Below are 16,369 nucleotides of genomic sequence, written 5' to 3'. Positions count from 1 at the left end.
ATTTTATCCGCTCATCGGATTAGCCATTATTCTTTTGTGGCCCCCAATCATAGATTTTCTTTTGATAGGCATACCACATCATCCACGCGCCGACCAAAATCATTGGCAAACTGAGGAATTGGCCTTTACTCATCCATGCGATAAACAACTGTCCGTTGTCAGGCTCACGGAAGAACTCTACGATGAAGCGGGCCATACCATAGCCAATTAGGAATAATGCTGAAACCGCCATGCGTGGGCGTGGCTTTGAACTGAACCACCACAGTACGATGAATAACAATAACCCTTCAAAAAAGGCCTGATAGAGCTGAGAGGGATGGCGAATTAGCTGTAGCGGGTCAGTTGGGAAAATCATACCCAGTGCAAAGTTTGGATCTGCAACAGGGCGACCGTAAAGCTCTCCGCCAATGAAGTTACCAATACGACCAAACATGAGCCCTGTAGGGACACATGGCGCAATAAAGTCGAGGGTTTGGAACCAAGTCATTTTGTATTTCTTACACCAGAACAGCATGGCAAGCATTACACCCAAGAAGCCGCCGTGGAAACTCATGCCGCCTGTCCAGACTTGGAACAGCCAAATTGGGTTGGCAAGGAATTGCTCAAAGCCATAAAAGAAGACGTAACCGACACGACCACCAATAACCACACCTAGAGCGCCATAAAAGATCAAATCGGAGACCATATCAGGTGTCCAACCACGTTCTTTCGCGCGGTAGCTTGCAAGTCCCCAAGCAAACAAAAAGGCCAATAAATACATCAGTCCGTACCAATGGACTTGTAAAGGGCCAAGTGCTATTGCAACGGGGTCAATATTTGGATAGGTCAGCATGCATATTCCTAGTCATTATGTTTTGAACAGATTTTAGCTGAAAGAGATGAAAAATGTTGTACATTCAATGTGTAAAGATGATGAGTATCGTTTATGTGTATTGTGGCAATAGCATGGCAGGTCTTGGATGAGATGCCATTGTGTTTGATTTCAAATCGAGATGAGTTCTATCAGCGCCCTTCGAGCCATTTAAAGCAATGGGAAAATAGCCCGATTATTGCAGGGCAAGATTTGCAGTCTGGCGGCACATGGATGGGGATAACGCCAACAGGACGTTGGGCAGTTTTAACTAACTTTCGCGATGGAAAGGATCAAACCAGCTATCCAACGTCTCGTGGACATTTGATTCAATCCTTTTTGGAGTCTGAACAAACCCCGATTCGTTTTGCACAAGCTTTAGAGAAAAAACAATGCGACTATGCGGGCTTTAATCTTTTTATGGGGGATCGGCATCAGGCGGTCTACATGAGCAATCGAGGTGAAGCACCACAGGTTCTTCCGAAAGGCGTGTATGTGGTGTCGAATGGTTTGATGACTGAACATTGGGAAAAAACCAAACATTTACGTAAGCGCTTTACCCAAGAGTTCTTACCGATGTTGCAACAGTCCCACATCTTACAACGCGAGTTAGAGGCGACAGCTTGGGATATTTTGGAGGATGAGCGCAAGATTATTCCAGACCTGTTGCCGCAAACTGGCATTAGTCAGGATATGGAAGAGTTATTGTCTTCGACCTTTATTCAAAGCCCTATTTATGGGACACGCTGTTCTAACTTCCTGCGCATGACCCATGAACAATGGTCTTGGCTGGAAAAGCAGCAGCAGGGTGAGTGTAAAGGAAAAATCACGGAACAGACGGTATTCTTTAAACTATAAAAAAATGCCGACATGAGGTCGGCATTTGCTGTGTTTTTGCTTAACCTGCGATCAAACCGCCATCATTACGTGTAATGACCACGGTTGCCGAACGTGGACGCGCAGTTTGGTTCGTACGATCGGTTTGGCTTGCAGGCCAGTGGCTGGTTGGTGCATCGTAGCTCTTAGAGTCTTCACCCGGATGTTGCACATTAATGAAAATGGCTTTGTGGTCAGGCGTCATGGTTACCCCCGTGATTTCACATTCAGCAGGGCCTGTGAGGAAACGACGTAAGTTTTCATCTGTAACTTTTGCACCCACAATAGTTGCTTGTTCATTTGGAGCAGTTGCAGCACCGCCATCACCAACTTGACCTGGTAGGGCTGCAAGCATCATACAGTTAGTTGTGTCGGTATATGCGCCATCATCGGTTTGAATCCACAGCACGCCCCGTGGATCAAACCACATCCCATCTGGTGATGACAGGTCGTTGTTATCATTTAAACCTGAGAGGTTAATGTTTTCCGCCATCGCAGCTTCAGCACCAAATAAGTAAATATCCCATTCAAAGGTCTCTGCCGCTGAGTTTTCTTCTTTGAAGCGAATGATATGACCGTTGACATTGCCTTTACCGCCTTCTGGGTCGCTATAGTTACGTGGATTCGCTGCATCGGTTGTATATGCTGTACCACGGTTTGAGTTGTTGGTCAGCGTAACATAAACTTCCCCATTTTCTGGGTTAACTGCGACCCATTCTGGACGGTCCATCTTGGTTGCTTTAACCGTGTCACCTGCTAAGCGTGCAAAGGTCAGGACTTCTGCTTGAGAGCTAAATGGGTAAATGCTGTTTTGTTCATTTAGGCCATTTTGTCCATAAGCCAATTCGACCCATTGTCCTGTACCGTCATCATTAAATTGAGCCACATAGAACTTGCCATTGTTCATGTATTTGTCACCTGCTCGGTAACCTGTGTTAATGTCTTTCGGGTCCCAAGTTGCATCCGAGACAAATTTATAAATGTATTCGCCACGAGAGTCATCCCCCATGTAGAAGGCAAACGGTTGGCCTTCAATTGCACGGCTTGCACGACAGTCTTCATGTGCGAAACGTCCTAGTGCAGTACGTTTTACAGGGTTTTGACCTGCGTTAAACGGGTCAATTTCTACAATCCAACCAAAGGTGTTTGGCCCATTACGGAAGTCTTGTGTAGCAGTTGCTCCTTTAATAGTTGCATCCCAACGGTCATATAGATCTTGCGACTCAGCTTCGCCAATTGCGGTTTCCCAAGCATAACGTGAGTTCGTATCCAAATAAACGGTACGATTTTGCTCATCTTTATTTGGGATTTTATTTCCTGCTGGATCAAGGAGGTAAATAATTTGTCCTTTTTCATTCTTCTTCGGGGTGCCATCTGCATTTTTCTCATAAAGATAATCAATACTTAAGCCCAAGCCATAACGTTTTAATGCGATTTTTTCTTTCTCTGAGCGGCCTGCATATTCATCTGCACCAGCGCGTTTAAAGTATCCAATAAAGTTCTCTTCAGTGGTTAAATAAGTGCCCCATGGGGTGTAGCCATTGCCACAGTTATTATGCGTACCACGCGTTTTCGTCCCGACAGGTGAGTATTGGGTCGCAAGTAAAGTAGTGTTGGCAACAGGGCCGTTAAAGTCCATCACCGTGGATGCTGTGATGCGGCGGTTAAATAACGAGTTTTGTATAATTTCAACTTTCTGATTGGCGTTGTCTTTCTTGATATGAACGACAGAAACCCCATGTGCGTTGACTTCGCGAATCACTTCATCCTCAGGGCGACGGCCATTCGGTTTGGTGGGGCCTTGTGGGTGTAAGAAGGTTTGGTTGATATATTCATGATTCATCACCAACAAGCCTTGTTCAGATGCGGTAGCGTCAAATTGACCCTTTGCAGTATCTAATCCAAAAAAGCTCATCCCATCATGGCAGTCACCTGAACGGAACTGAAAGCTTGGGCCTGAAGGTACATTGTTGTCTTCCCATGCCCCAAATGCAGGATGAATCGAGTCGCCCATTGCATAAAGTACAGAGGCAGTATAGCCTTCAGGAACCGTCACCCAATCATCTAAGTTTTTTTCAACAGGGCTAAAGGTAAGCTTTTCTGGTCGCGTATTGGGGTCGGTTGGTGTGGTGTTACCACCTGATGAGTTTGAATTGTCATCATCGTCTCCACACGCGGTTAAGCTTGAAGCTAAAGCCAATGCAGCAGCCCCACTAGCCGTTTTTTTAATTAAGTTACGACGTGAGATCCGTTTTTCTAGAATGTCTCGAAAATGGACGTTGCTTGAGTCATTATTATCCAGTTCTTGGTCTTCATGGTAAGGCGTTTGATAGGTCATGTTTATTCCTAGCGTTTTTGCTTGGTCGTTTTTAGAAAGTTACACACAAGGTAAAGATGCAATATGACAAGGTGGTGAAGCTTATATGTCAAAAACATGAAATGATCAGTAGTACATCTAGCCATAAAAAAAGCAGGCATTTTTGCCTGCTCATTGTTTAAACTCGGGGGGAGTTTAAGCTTCAGCCGCGCGCTTTTTTTCAATCAGTTTTCCAAAAAAGAGACCAATCTCAAATAAAAGCCACATCGGTATCGCGAGCATAATCATCGAAAGAGCATCAGGTGGGGTCACAAACATTGCAACAAAAAAACAGCCGACAATAATGAATTTTCGTTTTTCAACCAATTGTTGTGTGCTCACCACCCCAATCAAGATGAGTATCAAGGTAACAATAGGAATTTCAAATGTTAAGCCAAAAACCAAAAACAGTTTTAGACAGAAGCTGAGATAGCTGTTGATGTCTGTCATTGGGGCCACAGTGTCAGGAGAAACACTGATAAAAAAGTGCAAAATGGATGGCAGCGCAATGAAATAAGCAAAAGCTACACCTGCATAAAACAAAGCAATACTACCAATCAAAAGAGGTGTTGCGAGTGATTTTTCTTTTTCGTATAGCGCAGGTTTTACAAAAGCCCAAAGCTGATAAATGATAAAAGGCATGGCCAGCATGAGAGCCACAAAAAAGTTTAGTTTAAATGGCGCCATAAAGGTGGCAGTAACATCCGTTGCAATCATAGATGAGCTAACTGGAAGTTGTGCTCGTAAGGGTTCAGATAGCATTTGGTAGCTATGATTGGCAAAAGGCAATAAACAAAAAAACAAAATGAGAATTAAACCGACGATTTTAAATAAATGACCTCTTAAGATGATCAAGTGCTTAGTAATCGGCATTTCTTCAAGCAGCAGTTGCTCTGAGTCTTGAGTCACTACAGGGCTTAAGTTGCTAGATTTCATACGGCCTCCCGCATCGGTTCAAAGCGATTTTGAACACAGCCTAAATAAGGTGCCGAATCTACAGATGACTTTTGTTTCATAGGCTGAAGTGTCAGTAAGATAGGCGCTTTTTGATCTACATACTGATAAGTATGGGAGATATTTTTATTATCGAGTATGGCAGTTTCTTGGTGCTTTTCATTTGCCAAAATATTTTGTTGTTGTATGTGTTGCATCTGAGCTTGCATTTTTTGTTCAAGCTCCTGAATTCGCTTCATTTCATTTTGCATTTGCTCACGTAATTCAGACATCCGTAGCTCACGGTCAATGTCATTTTGTACATTACTGACCATGCGTTTGACTTTGCCATACCACTTGCCTGCAAAGCGCGCCGCTTCAGGTAATTTCTCTGGTCCAAGAACCAATAGTGCGATAATGCCAAACACCAAAAGCTCTGTCATGCCGATATTGAGCATCGCAAAACTCCAATGACTTAATGTTTGACGGTTGAGTTGCTTGTGTTGCTATTTTGATGTTCTAAGGTGCGTGGTTCATTGAGTTGAGCTGCTTCAGCGTCCTCATCACGGATTGATTTTTTAAAGTCTTTCACGGCACCACCGACATCTTTGCCTAAGTTCTTAAGTTTGGCTGTACCAAAAAGAAGAATAACCACAATTGCAAAAATTAGTACGTGCCAAATTGATAGTCCCGCCATGGGTAGATCCTCATCATTTTTCGTTTTCCCTATATCAACAGGCTTGTGTGACATTGCGGTGACGATGATATTTCAATTTCAAGACAAAACGATCGCTCCGCACAGATTTTGAGGAAAAGCAGTGTTATGATGATTAGGTGAAATTTCAAGGATATTGAAGTGACGTTGCTGCTCCCTCTGTTGGCCTTTCTTAGTGGTTTATTCCTTGCATCTACCCCATTGGCAACACGGTTGAAAACAGGATTTTCAAGTCTATTAGCGCGTTGTTTTATTCCGATTGTTATTGTCTACAACATGGTGTTTTATCAGGCTGGTAGCTTTAGTTTGATGTTATTCAGTTTTGTCGTGGCAGTGCTCTTATTTTACTTTTTCTTATACTTTTCAAAGAATAAATTAAGCGCCCTATGCTTTAGTTATGTCAATATGGCATGGCTAGGCTTTCCTTTTGCGATAGCGTTGTTTGGCACAGAAATTAGTCCAGCAATGGTGGCTTTATATATCGGTGGTTCTATTTTTGGCAATCTCTGGGCGGTGACGGCTGTGAGCCAAACACCGTTAGCTTTTTCGTTTATTTTAAAAAAAGTGCTCTGTGCTCCACCCATGATTGCTTTGATGCTGGCCGTTATTTTTCGTTCCGTTGGGGTGCAACATTGGTCACAGCATGATCTGATTGATGTGGTTTATAGTGCAGCCAAATTTGGTATGAGTTTCTCTGGCATGTGTGTATTGGGCATGTGGTTGAGGCACACCAAAGTTGAAAAAGCGGACTTGTGGCAAAGTAGTCGGACAGCTTTGTTAAAATTGGTATGTGGCGTGGTGCTGTGTGGGCTGAGTTATCGTTATCTTGCTATTCCTAATATTGAACAATATATTGGGGTCATGTTCTTATTATTTTGTTTACCGCCAGCAGCCAATATTGTGGCTTTGGAAACGCATTATCAAGGTACAGGCACATCGGCAAAATACATTGCTTCAGGTACGATCATCAGCTGTGCCGTGGTGAGTATTTATGGTTTATTGCTGCATGTATTTGCTGTGATCTAAGCACTCACTTTTAGCTGGAAATGCAAGTGCTGCGCAACGGTGATAGGGAGATATAGAGAATCTTTCGCCACCGTCCTCCCCGAGGGGAGAAGGGGCAACATTATACAGCTTAGTTTTTATTGTTCTAAACTGGCTTTAAACAGTTGCATCGCCTGACCACGATGGCTGATTTTATTTTTTTCTTCTTTACTCATTTCTGCACTTGAAAGCCCTAACTCGGGTAACAAGAACAGTGGATCATAACCAAAACCATTTTCCCCACGAGCAGCCTCTAGTACTTCACCTTTCCAAATGCCTTGGAAAATTTGTGGAAGAGGATCATCGGCATGTTGCACTAATGCTAAAACGCATACAAACATGCCTTCAATCGCTTGACCGTCTTTACGCAGTGGCTTGAGTTCAGCTAATAATTTTTGATTATTGGCAGCATCATCGCCGTGTTCGCCTGCATAACGTGCAGAGTAAATCCCCGGTGCACCATCTAAAATAGGGATGCAAATGCCAGAGTCATCTGCAATGGCTGGTTTTCCTGAAATTTTAGAAGCATGGCGTGCTTTAATAATCGCATTTTCGACAAAGCTCAAACCATCTTCAATGGCATCTTCAATATTCAATTTACCTTGAGCAATCACTTCAACAGGTAAGTTGAGCTCTGCAAATAATTTTTCAAATTCCGAAATTTTGCCTTTGTTATTGCTTGCGAGGACTAAGGTACCTTGAGATAACCAATCAGTTGATGCCATGTGAAAGATCCGTGCTTTAAAAATTATGCGGTTATTTTAACAAGTCCGACTCATGGATAGGCAATAAAAAAGCACCCGAAGGTGCTGAGTTTGGAAATAAAAGCTTATTGAGCTTGAATCCACTTGTCTGCACGGTCACGTGCTTGACGAATTTGATCTTGGGTTAAGTTTGCCGCCAACGCTGTTTTCTTGCCTTCAGAAAGCGTAATCACTTTATTATCGAGCATGCCATCACGGGTTGAAAGCTCATACCATTGATAAGCACCCATGTAGTTTTTCTTTTGCTCTTCCATCATCGCCAAGTTAAAGCTTGCGCGGTTATCACCACGGCTGGCTGCTTTTTCAAAGTATTGACGTGCTAAAGATTCATCTTTTTTGGTGCCTAGGCCATCTGCAAGCATACGGCCAACATTTAGCTGAGCTGCCGAAAGACCTTGATCTGCAGCTGCTTTGTACCAAGCAAAGGCCTGTCGTTCATCTGCAGAGATATCTTTACCTTGTTGATACTTGGTTGCAAGATAGAACTGCGCAGCAGGCTGACCCGCTTTTGCTGCTTTAATTAAGCTATTGATATCCATAACAGAATATTGTGCAGCTTGACTCGCAACAGACGTGGTTGGGGAAACATAATCTGCATGAGCTTGAATGCTCAAAAGTCCAACCAGTAGTGTCGTGCTTAAGAATAGTTTTTTCATAGAGCGCTCACTCGATAAATTGCGACTTCACCAAACAAATTCGGGAGACGTTTACTGAGTAAACTATCTTGTTGATCCCCATTTACAGCGAGTCGATTAATAATTCTGATGTTATTTTCCGCACAAAGTGCTTCAAAATCACGGAAAGTACATAAGTGGATATTGGGTGTGTTATACCACATGTACGGCAAAGCTTCAGAAACGGGCATCATTCCTTTAAGAGCCAAGAAAGAACGAGTCTTCCAATGGGCAAAGTTTGGAAATGTAATGATCGCCTGTTTCCCTACACGCACCATATCACGTAATAAAACATCTGGTGCATCTACCGCTTGCAAGGCTTGTGCCATAACGACATAGTCAAAAGACTGGTCTGCAAAGCGGCTTAAACCCAAGTTTAAGTCTTGTTGGATAATATTTAACCCGCGACCGACCGCAATTGCAATCTTTTCTTGATCAATTTCCAGTCCATATGCGCGAATATTGTGCTTTTTACTCATATGAGCCAGTAATTCACCGTCACCACAACCTAAATCGAGTACGCTAGAATCAGGTTTGATCCATTTTTCTGCCAGTTGATGATCAATACGCATTACACAGCCTCCTGAGTTGCTTGAAGGTGTTCAGAACCACCCAGAAATGCACGTAATGCTTTTACATACAACGGAATAGGGAACAGGAATGAGTCATGGCCTTGTTCAGCGTCGATATCTAAATAGCTCACTGGTTTGTGGTTGGTGATCAGCGCATCCACAATTTCTTGTGAACGTTGCGGGGTAAAACGCCAGTCGGTGGTAAAGGACACCACAAGGAACTGACATTTGGTCTGTGACATGGCTTTAACTAAAGACTGCTCATACTCACGCGAAGGATCAAAATAATCCAAAGCTTTGGTCATAATCAGGTAGGTGTTGGCATCAAAGTTACGGCTAAATTGCTCACCTTGATAACGCAAATAGCTTTCGACTTGGAATTCGACATCGAAGCCGTACATAAATTTGCCTGACTTTAAGTCGCGGCCAAATTTTTGTTTCATGGCTTCTTCAGACAGGTAGGTAATATGACCGACCATACGTGCCAAAATTAGGCCACGTTTTGGATAGCTGTCATTTTCAAGATAGCGACCATCATGGAAGTCTGGATCAGACAAAATTGACTGACGTGCGACTTCGTTAAAGGCAATATTCTGAGCAGACAGTTTCGGCGCACTGGCAATAATCACGCATTTTTGCAAACGGTCAGGATAATCAACCGACCATTGCAAGGCTTGCATACCACCCAGCGAACCACCAATCACCGCACTCCAGACTTGAATACCCAGATGATCGGATAAAATAGCTTGGGTTTTAACCCAGTCACGGACGGTGACTAAAGGAAAGTCAGGACCATAAGGACGGTTATCATTTTCAGGGTTTGGCGAAGTTGGCCCTGTTGAACCGCTACAGCCCCCAATATTGTTCAGTGCAACCACGAAAAACTTTGAAGTATCAATCGCTTTGCCTGGGCCAATACAGGCATCCCACCAACCCGGTTTTTTATCGTCAGCATGATGATAACCCGCAGCATGATGATGACCCGATAGTGCATGGCAAATTAAAATCGCATTGGATTTATCTGCATTGAGCTCACCATAGGTTTCAACCATCAGTTCATAACGAGGGAGAATACGACCGCATTCGAGCTCTAAGGGCTCTTCAAAAGTAAACTTTTGTGGACTAACGATACCCACGGAGTCAGCAGGAAAAGACACAGGAATAATTCGCCTTAAATCTTTGGGGTTAATAAACAAAAGGATACCACTTGAGGGTATCCTTCTAAAGTCATTTTAGTGCTAATTATTATTGCTAATACTTATACCGCAGCAGCAATCACTTGATCTGTGCTTAACACACCTTGATCAATTAAGCGGTTGGTACACGCAATAATAGCTTCAATCGATGAGGTCACAATGTTGTCGTGAATACCCGCACCGAAGGCTGATTTACCTGTTCCTTTGACTTGTAACTCAACCAAAGCCAAGGCTTTTGCATTTGCCCCAGAGCTAATACCGCGCTCTTCGTAGCTCAAGACATCAATTGGTAACTGTAAAGCATCCAACATCGCAGAGATTGGACCATTGCCTTCGCCACGTAATTGCTGAGTTTCACCATTCACTTCAACTTCAAGCTCAACCACTTGTTTGCCGTTGTTGTCATACAAACGGTAGTTTTTAGTCGAGTAATGCGTATCTTTGGTGTCCACATAAGTTTCTTTGAATAATTTCCAAATTTCTTGTGCGGTAATTTCAGTGCCTTCTTCATCGGTACGTTTTTGTACGGTTTGAGAGAATTCAATTTGGATACGACGTGGCAATACTACGTTGTAATTTGCTTCTAACAAGTAAGCAATACCACCTTTACCTGACTGTGAGTTGACGCGAATCACAGCATCATAGTCGCGGCCCAAGTCTTTCGGGTCGATGGGTAAGTATGGCATATCCCAAATTTCTTCGTTCTTTTGGAACTCGAAACCTTTTTTAATGGCATCTTGATGCGAACCAGAAAATGCGGTGAAGACTAAGTCGCCTGCATAAGGGTGGCGAGGGTGAACAGGCAAGCCAGTGCATTCTTCTACCGTTGCAATGATTTCATTGATATTTGAAAAATCTAAGTTTGGTGCAACACCTTGAGAGTACATATTCAAAGCAATCGCAGCGACATCGACGTTACCTGTACGTTCGCCATTACCAAACACACAACCTTCGACACGATCTGCACCGGCCATAATGGCTAATTCTGATGCAGCAATCCCACAGCCACGGTCGTTGTGACAGTGTACAGAGATAATCACGCCATCACGACGGGCGATGTTGCGGTGCATCCATTCAACTTGGTCTGCATAAACGTTTGGGGTTGAAACTTCAACCGTAGCCGGTAAGTTTAAAATCACTTTATTGCTTGGTGATGCTTCCCAAATTTCGGTAACTGCATCACACACGTCTTTTGCAACGTCTAATTCGGTTGCAGAGAAACACTCTGGGCTGTACTGGAACACCCACTCCGTTTCAGGGTATTGCGCTGCATATTCTTTCACTTTGCTGGCTGCATTGACTGCTAATTGCTTCGCACCTGCAACATCGACATTTAAGACTTTTTGGCGGAAAGTTGGAGCATTTGAATTATAAATATGTACGATGGCACGTTTTGCGCCCGCTAAAGACTCAAAAGTACGCTGGATCAAATGATCACGTGCTTGAACTAAAACTTCGATATATACATCATCTGGAATGTGATTTTCTTCGATCAATTTACGGGTAAAGTCAAAGTCAATTTGAGATGCTGAAGGGAAACCGATTTCAATATTCTTGAATCCAATTTTCACCAACATTTGGAACATTTTAAACTTTTGTTCCATGTCCATCGGTTCAAAAATTGCTTGGTTACCATCACGCAGGTCAGTACTCATCCAAATAGGCGCTTTTGTAATTTCGTTGTTTGGCCATTGACGGTCTGGCAAGTCAACACGTTGATACATGCGACGATATTTTTTACTTGGATCAGCCAACATCATGAGGTAACTCCTTACATAGTACGGGTTGCATTTGAGTGGGTAATAAAAAGCAACCTACTACTGAATATAGATTGTGTCTATGGTCTCTATTTACAAGGGAGTCTTCAGGGTGTTTGTAAACGTAAATATTTGATACGACTTAGATTTACCTTGAGTAACCTTGTAACGTTATATTTAAGAGTTTAATCCAGTTTGGCCGAAAAGATTTTTCTTTTTTTATGGCTTTTAGTCGTATCTGAAAAAATATTTCCCTTTAATTTGATATATAGGGGAAATATTTCCGTGTATTTTTGAGATATGTTTAATCTTTTTCTTCATTTTACGAATTTGATTCATTTCATTCGCTTTGTTGAAGCGGTTATGAGAACTCTATGACCATATCTGGCTGTATATCTGCAAGTGTTGCAGTGCCCATCAACGCCATGGTGATCTCAAACTCTTCTTTTAAGATTTTAAGCACATGGGCAACGCCTAAGGCACCTGCAGTGGCAAGACCATAAATACATGGTCGTCCAACTAAAACCGCGGAAGCTCCCAAGGCAATAGCCTTAAACACATCTGAGCCACGACGCACACCCCCATCATATAAAAGAGGGAAGTCATGCGGCACAGTTTCTTTTATGAGTTGCAATGCTTTGAGTGGCGGAATACAGGTATCTAAAACACGGCCGCCGTGGTTAGACACAATTAAGCCTTGTATGCCATGTTGAATGGCCAGTTGTGCATCGAGTGGACTGACGACGCCTTTCAACAGGATGGGTAAATCAGTCTGTTGAACCATCCATGCGATGTCATCCCATGTCGGAGCAATTTTCATCAGTCCGTTAAACACGGCATGATCGCCTTCTTGCAGTTCAGGCAGTGGAATATGGGCAGGAGTGTGCGGATGCTGCATGTTTTCAGGGAGGTGAAAGAAGGCACGACGCTCTCGGTCACGGATACCTGTATGTGGCGAGTCCACAGTGATTACAATGGCGGTGAAGTTTTGTGCCTCAGCGAGCTTAAGCAAAGCTAAAGACTTATCGCGGTCACCTTGCCAGTACAGTTGAAACCATTTGTAGGGATTTTCAGGTTTAAATGTTCGCATGTCTGTGTTGGTAAAAGTACTCAAAATCATATTGCTACCGAGTACTTCAGCTGCCAGTGCGGTTGCTGCTTCTGCTTCAGGATGAAACTGTTGTTGATGACCAATCGGTGCCACAAAAATAGGATGTGGAAAGGTTTGTCCTAAGATTTCACAGCTCGTATTGCCTTGAGTGAGATCTCTTAACATGCGTGGTATCAAGTGCAGGTTTTGGAACTGAGCGAGGTTGTTCCGAACACTGACTTCATCCATAGCACCACCTTGCAAATAGTGCCAAACCATCTCTGGCAGATGCTTTTCTGCCTCAATTTCATAGTCTGCAATCGTTTGCAGATAAGGTGGGATTTGGGTGAGTGGTGGCAAAACAGTTTTTGATGTCATGGAACGGTCCAGTTGCTACAGTAGTTGACGTTGGGCTGGGATTATTGTTTTACAGTTCAGCCCATTTGCGCATCAGGTTATGATACAGACTGGTTAGCTTGACCACTTCCTCATGTTGATCACCGAGTTGTACACGTAGGTTCTGAATGGTTTGATCAAGATTAAATAAGATATGGCGGTCAGCATCATCTCGAATCATACTTTGAACCCAAAAGAACGAAGCGACACGGCAGCCTGAGGTCACTGGTGTTACCTCATGCACGCTAGTAGATGGATATAAAATGATATCACCCGCGGGTAGTTTTACTTCATGATAACCATAGGTGTCTTCTACCACCAAATCGCCACCTTCATATTCGTCAGGTTCGCTTAGGAAAATTGTGCAGGATACATCGGTACGAATCCGATCTTTGCTTCCAGCTACCCAGCGAATGGCATTGTCTACATGGAAGCCAAAAGTTTCGCCCTGTTCGTAGCGGTTAAAATAAGGTGGCAAAATATCTAAAGGTAGGGCTGCGGACATAAAGAGTGGATGTTGTCCAAGTGCTTCTAAGATGATATTGCCTAAGTGTTGCGTGAGAGGGTGATCTACAGGGAGCTGTTGATTTTGTTTTACATTTTTTGAGAGTGATCCTGTGGTTTTTTTACCATCAATCCACTCGACATTTGCCATTTCACGGCGAAAGTATTGTACCTGTTCTTTGCTTAATACATTGGGAATATGATGGATCACAACACGACCTGCTGAAAATGAAAGATCTATTTAGTCTTTAAGCATATATAAAAATAGCCTCAATGAGAGGCTATTTTTATCAAATCTCAGGATGAAGAGAGATTTTAGTTATAAACTTAGTATTTGAAGTTTAGAGACAGTACTGCGCTACGACCTTCAGCTTCAGTTGCATAGTGAGATGCGTAAGCTTTAGTGAAATAACGTGTATCAGCCAAGTTGTTGACATTTAACTGAAGGTCAACATTTTTGTTTACGTTGTAACGCGCCATAGCATCGTAGCGAACGTAGCCTGGTACCCATTTGGTATTTGCGGCATTGCCATAGACTTTGTCCATCGCAATTGCGCCAGCACCTAAAGTCAACTGTGGCATGACTTGATAAGTGGTCCAAAGTGTTGCAGAGTTTTTAGCAACGTTTTGAACTTGCTTGCCGTCATTTAAACCAGTGCCATCATCAACTAATTCGCTGTCTAAATAAGTATATCCAGCAGATAATGCCCATTTTTCAGTGATATTACCGTTTACACCTAATTCAAAACCATCGACACGTGTTTCACCAATATTTTTGGTTGTACCGTCATCAGCTGTTGCACGAGTATTGGTTTTTTCAGTACGGAAAATGGCTGCGGTTAAATTAAGTTTGTCATTCAAGACATCCCATTTAGTTCCCAGTTCCATAGTGCGGACTTCTTCAGGTTTTAAGTTCTGAATAGCTGCTGTAATACCTTCTGAACCATCACCACCATCGACACCCACTGGATTTGATGAGGTTGCATAACTTGCATAGATCGAGCCATTTTCGACTGGTTTGTAGACTAAGCCGACTTGGTAGTTGATAAAATCAGAGTCGTTTTTAATCGCTACTTTATCACCAGCTTTTGCTGTTGGAGGAGTCGTACTACTTCCTAATACCGCACTATTACGCGCGCCATATGTCATGGTCTGCTTAGCAGAATAATCATCCCAACGAAGACCTAAATCTAAAATCCATTGCGGGCTAAATTCAATACTGTCTAGGAAGTAAACAGAGGTATTTTCATTTTCAATGTTATAACGGTCAGCGCCTTCGGTACTGATGCTGCCTGTCCATGGACCACGATTCGGATTTTGTACAGAAGTACACCAGCCTGAAGCAATAGCAGCTGCATTACATGAGCTATTCGCAGCACCTGTCGAGGTCAAACCATCAATAATATATTGGGTACGATCAGTTTCTTGGTCTGAATACTCAGCACCTAAGTTAAAGCTGTGCTTTAAGCGACCTGTATTAAATTTACCTGTTAAAGCCAATTGGTCTGTAAAGGTCTCAGTGTCAGCTACACGTGAGTTTGCACGCGCCCAAACATTTCCTGTTAAAGCCCCTGTAGCACTATAAAAGTTACCTTTTGAATCATCTGGATTTGTCCAAAGGTAGTCATTTTTAGACTTGTTATAAACAGCGGTATTGCTAAGGGTTAAATTATCAGTCAGATCATGTTCAAGTTTGATCGTTCCTGATTGGTTTTCCTGTTTTTGGAAATCACGATCTTTCCAGCCGTAATACATGCCTTGTTCAACATCAATAGGCTTACCATTACCATTTAGACCTGCTTTTGCATTTGTGGCTGCAAAAGGGTTGTTATATGGAATGCCTGAATCAGGGGTATCATCAGTTTTGAGGTAGTAGTAGCTTAAAGTTGCACGCGTGTCGCTGTCTAGACCAAAAGTAATACTTGGCGCAATACCTGCACGTGCATATTCAGTACCATCTTCTTGACCCGCTTTGTCGTTGTGGTGACCCATTACGGCAACACGAGCAGCAATACCATTACCAAAATCTTTGTTACCGTCTAAAGTAATACGTTGGTAATCATCCGTTCCTGCCCCCACAGAACCTTCTAAAAAGTCACCTTTTTTTGCAACTTTAGAAATCATGTTGATGCTACCACCAGTTGTACCTGCACCGCCCATAGCTGATGCAGAACCTTTGGTAATTTCAACTTGCTCAATCGCAAACATTTCACGGTTTTGAGAGGTAGAGTTACGTACACCGTCTACGTACATTGAACTTTCAGAGTTATAACCACGAATAAATGGACGGTCACCATTTGGGTTACCACCTTCACCTGCACCAAGTGTGATCCCAGGTACTGTGCGTAAAGCATCGCTTAAAGTTGTAACTTGAGTGTCTTCAATCAACTGTTTAGAAATAACAGATACTGACTTTGGTGTGTCGAGTAGGGGAGCAACGAACTTGCTGTTTGCAGATTTGTCTACTTTCAAACTTTGTTCTGCTGCCGCTTCCGTGTGAATTGTTTCTAATTGCGCGATTTGATCTTGCGCAACAGCATTGACTGCAACCACAGAGAGTGTTGAAGCGATTGCTGAAGAAACCAGCTTTTTACGTGTTTTGATGAAGGCCATAACGAATCTAGTTCTAGCGTTGTAAATTA

Annotated in this window: 15 protein-coding genes; 2 read left to right on the top strand and 13 right to left on the bottom strand. The window is 42.9% G+C overall.

Going from position 1 to position 16,369, the window contains the following annotated elements; translation table 11 throughout:
- Positions 1-19: 19 nt before the first annotated feature.
- Positions 20-832, bottom strand: a complete 813-nt coding sequence (gene lgt, locus JZ787_RS08470; RefSeq protein WP_004979021.1) for a prolipoprotein diacylglyceryl transferase — start codon at positions 830-832, stop codon at positions 20-22.
- A 93-nt stretch (positions 833-925) separates the two neighbouring features.
- On the opposite strand from lgt, the gene JZ787_RS08465 reads away from it, so the two are divergent.
- A complete protein-coding gene (locus tag JZ787_RS08465) occupies positions 926-1,708 on the top strand; it encodes an NRDE family protein (RefSeq protein WP_346312115.1) in 783 nt (260 codons plus the stop codon).
- 40 nt (positions 1,709-1,748) lie between these two features.
- On the opposite strand, the gene JZ787_RS08460 is transcribed toward JZ787_RS08465, so the two are convergent.
- From JZ787_RS08460 to tatA, 4 genes are all read right to left on the bottom strand, one after another.
- The gene (locus JZ787_RS08460; protein ID WP_346312114.1) at positions 1,749-4,064 is read right to left on the bottom strand and encodes a PhoX family phosphatase; all 2,316 of its coding nucleotides are present in this window, start codon (positions 4,062-4,064) and stop codon (positions 1,749-1,751) included.
- Positions 4,065-4,238: 174 nt separating this feature from the next.
- Positions 4,239-5,018, bottom strand: coding sequence for a twin-arginine translocase subunit TatC (tatC, locus tag JZ787_RS08455; protein ID WP_010325881.1), 780 nt, complete (start codon positions 5,016-5,018; stop codon positions 4,239-4,241).
- Positions 5,015-5,473, bottom strand: a complete 459-nt coding sequence (gene tatB / locus JZ787_RS08450) for a Sec-independent protein translocase protein TatB (protein WP_010325882.1) — start codon at positions 5,471-5,473, stop codon at positions 5,015-5,017. The genes tatC and tatB overlap by 4 nt, the downstream gene beginning before the upstream one ends.
- Before the next feature lie 17 nt (positions 5,474-5,490).
- The gene (gene tatA / locus JZ787_RS08445; protein WP_004979030.1) at positions 5,491-5,712 is read right to left on the bottom strand and encodes a Sec-independent protein translocase subunit TatA; all 222 of its coding nucleotides are present in this window, start codon (positions 5,710-5,712) and stop codon (positions 5,491-5,493) included.
- Between the two features lie 159 nt (positions 5,713-5,871).
- Between tatA and JZ787_RS08440 the strand changes: the two genes are divergently transcribed.
- Entirely contained in the window at positions 5,872-6,756 is an 885-nt protein-coding gene (locus tag JZ787_RS08440; RefSeq protein WP_346312113.1) for a permease, read from the top strand.
- 116 nt (positions 6,757-6,872) lie between these two features.
- Here JZ787_RS08440 and rdgB read toward each other — a convergent pair whose 3' ends face one another.
- The 8 genes from rdgB to JZ787_RS08400 all read right to left on the bottom strand — a co-directional run bounded on the left by rdgB (position 6,873) and on the right by JZ787_RS08400 (position 16,340).
- Positions 6,873-7,499, bottom strand: a complete 627-nt coding sequence (rdgB, locus tag JZ787_RS08435) for an RdgB/HAM1 family non-canonical purine NTP pyrophosphatase (RefSeq protein ID WP_218288718.1) — start codon at positions 7,497-7,499, stop codon at positions 6,873-6,875.
- 104 nt (positions 7,500-7,603) lie between these two features.
- Positions 7,604-8,194 carry a tetratricopeptide repeat protein gene (locus tag JZ787_RS08430; protein ID WP_004692440.1) on the bottom strand — a complete coding sequence of 197 codons (591 nt, stop codon included), beginning with the start codon at positions 8,192-8,194 and terminating at the stop codon, positions 7,604-7,606.
- On the bottom strand, positions 8,191-8,784 hold the full coding sequence (metW, locus tag JZ787_RS08425; protein ID WP_004979039.1) for a methionine biosynthesis protein MetW: 594 nt from the start codon (positions 8,782-8,784) through the stop codon (positions 8,191-8,193). Before metW ends, JZ787_RS08430 begins: the two co-directional genes overlap by 4 nt.
- Entirely contained in the window at positions 8,784-9,941 is a 1,158-nt protein-coding gene (locus tag JZ787_RS08420; RefSeq protein ID WP_126038232.1) for a homoserine O-acetyltransferase, read from the bottom strand. The genes metW and JZ787_RS08420 overlap by 1 nt, the downstream gene beginning before the upstream one ends.
- Positions 9,942-10,042: 101 nt before the next feature.
- A complete protein-coding gene (gene leuA, locus JZ787_RS08415) occupies positions 10,043-11,740 on the bottom strand; it encodes a 2-isopropylmalate synthase (protein ID WP_346312112.1) in 1,698 nt (565 codons plus the stop codon).
- 358 nt (positions 11,741-12,098) lie between these two features.
- Positions 12,099-13,205, bottom strand: a complete 1,107-nt coding sequence (locus tag JZ787_RS08410; RefSeq protein ID WP_346312111.1) for an alpha-hydroxy acid oxidase — start codon at positions 13,203-13,205, stop codon at positions 12,099-12,101.
- Positions 13,206-13,254: 49 nt separating this feature from the next.
- The gene (locus JZ787_RS08405; RefSeq protein WP_346312110.1) at positions 13,255-13,938 is read right to left on the bottom strand and encodes a Fe2+-dependent dioxygenase; all 684 of its coding nucleotides are present in this window, start codon (positions 13,936-13,938) and stop codon (positions 13,255-13,257) included.
- 116 nt (positions 13,939-14,054) lie between these two features.
- Positions 14,055-16,340, bottom strand: coding sequence for a TonB-dependent siderophore receptor (locus JZ787_RS08400; protein ID WP_346312109.1), 2,286 nt, complete (start codon positions 16,338-16,340; stop codon positions 14,055-14,057).
- Positions 16,341-16,369 lie beyond the last annotated feature (29 nt).

The sequence above is a fragment of the Acinetobacter sp. BWR-L5 genome (genome assembly GCF_039655985.1).
GTDB lineage: Bacteria > Pseudomonadota > Gammaproteobacteria > Pseudomonadales > Moraxellaceae > Acinetobacter > Acinetobacter johnsonii.
The sequence above is the reverse complement of the archived record's forward strand: the minus strand, read 5'-3'. Positions and strand labels throughout refer to the sequence as shown.

What these genes read in the sequence shown, in the direction of transcription:
- lgt (WP_004979021.1), bottom strand. Translation starts at nt 832, where the DNA reads ATGCTGACCTATCCAAATATTGACCCCGTTGCAATAGCACTTGGCCCT.
- JZ787_RS08465 (WP_346312115.1), top strand. Translation starts at nt 926, where the DNA reads ATGTGTATTGTGGCAATAGCATGGCAGGTCTTGGATGAGATGCCATTG.
- JZ787_RS08460 (WP_346312114.1), bottom strand. Translation starts at nt 4,064, where the DNA reads ATGACCTATCAAACGCCTTACCATGAAGACCAAGAACTGGATAATAAT.
- tatC (WP_010325881.1), bottom strand. Translation starts at nt 5,018, where the DNA reads ATGAAATCTAGCAACTTAAGCCCTGTAGTGACTCAAGACTCAGAGCAA.
- tatB (WP_010325882.1), bottom strand. Translation starts at nt 5,473, where the DNA reads ATGCTCAATATCGGCATGACAGAGCTTTTGGTGTTTGGCATTATCGCA.
- tatA (WP_004979030.1), bottom strand. Translation starts at nt 5,712, where the DNA reads ATGGCGGGACTATCAATTTGGCACGTACTAATTTTTGCAATTGTGGTT.
- rdgB (WP_218288718.1), bottom strand. Translation starts at nt 7,499, where the DNA reads ATGGCATCAACTGATTGGTTATCTCAAGGTACCTTAGTCCTCGCAAGC.
- JZ787_RS08430 (WP_004692440.1), bottom strand. Translation starts at nt 8,194, where the DNA reads ATGAAAAAACTATTCTTAAGCACGACACTACTGGTTGGACTTTTGAGC.
- metW (WP_004979039.1), bottom strand. Translation starts at nt 8,784, where the DNA reads ATGCGTATTGATCATCAACTGGCAGAAAAATGGATCAAACCTGATTCT.
- leuA (WP_346312112.1), bottom strand. Translation starts at nt 11,740, where the DNA reads ATGATGTTGGCTGATCCAAGTAAAAAATATCGTCGCATGTATCAACGT.
- JZ787_RS08410 (WP_346312111.1), bottom strand. Translation starts at nt 13,205, where the DNA reads ATGACATCAAAAACTGTTTTGCCACCACTCACCCAAATCCCACCTTAT.
- JZ787_RS08400 (WP_346312109.1), bottom strand. Translation starts at nt 16,340, where the DNA reads ATGGCCTTCATCAAAACACGTAAAAAGCTGGTTTCTTCAGCAATCGCT.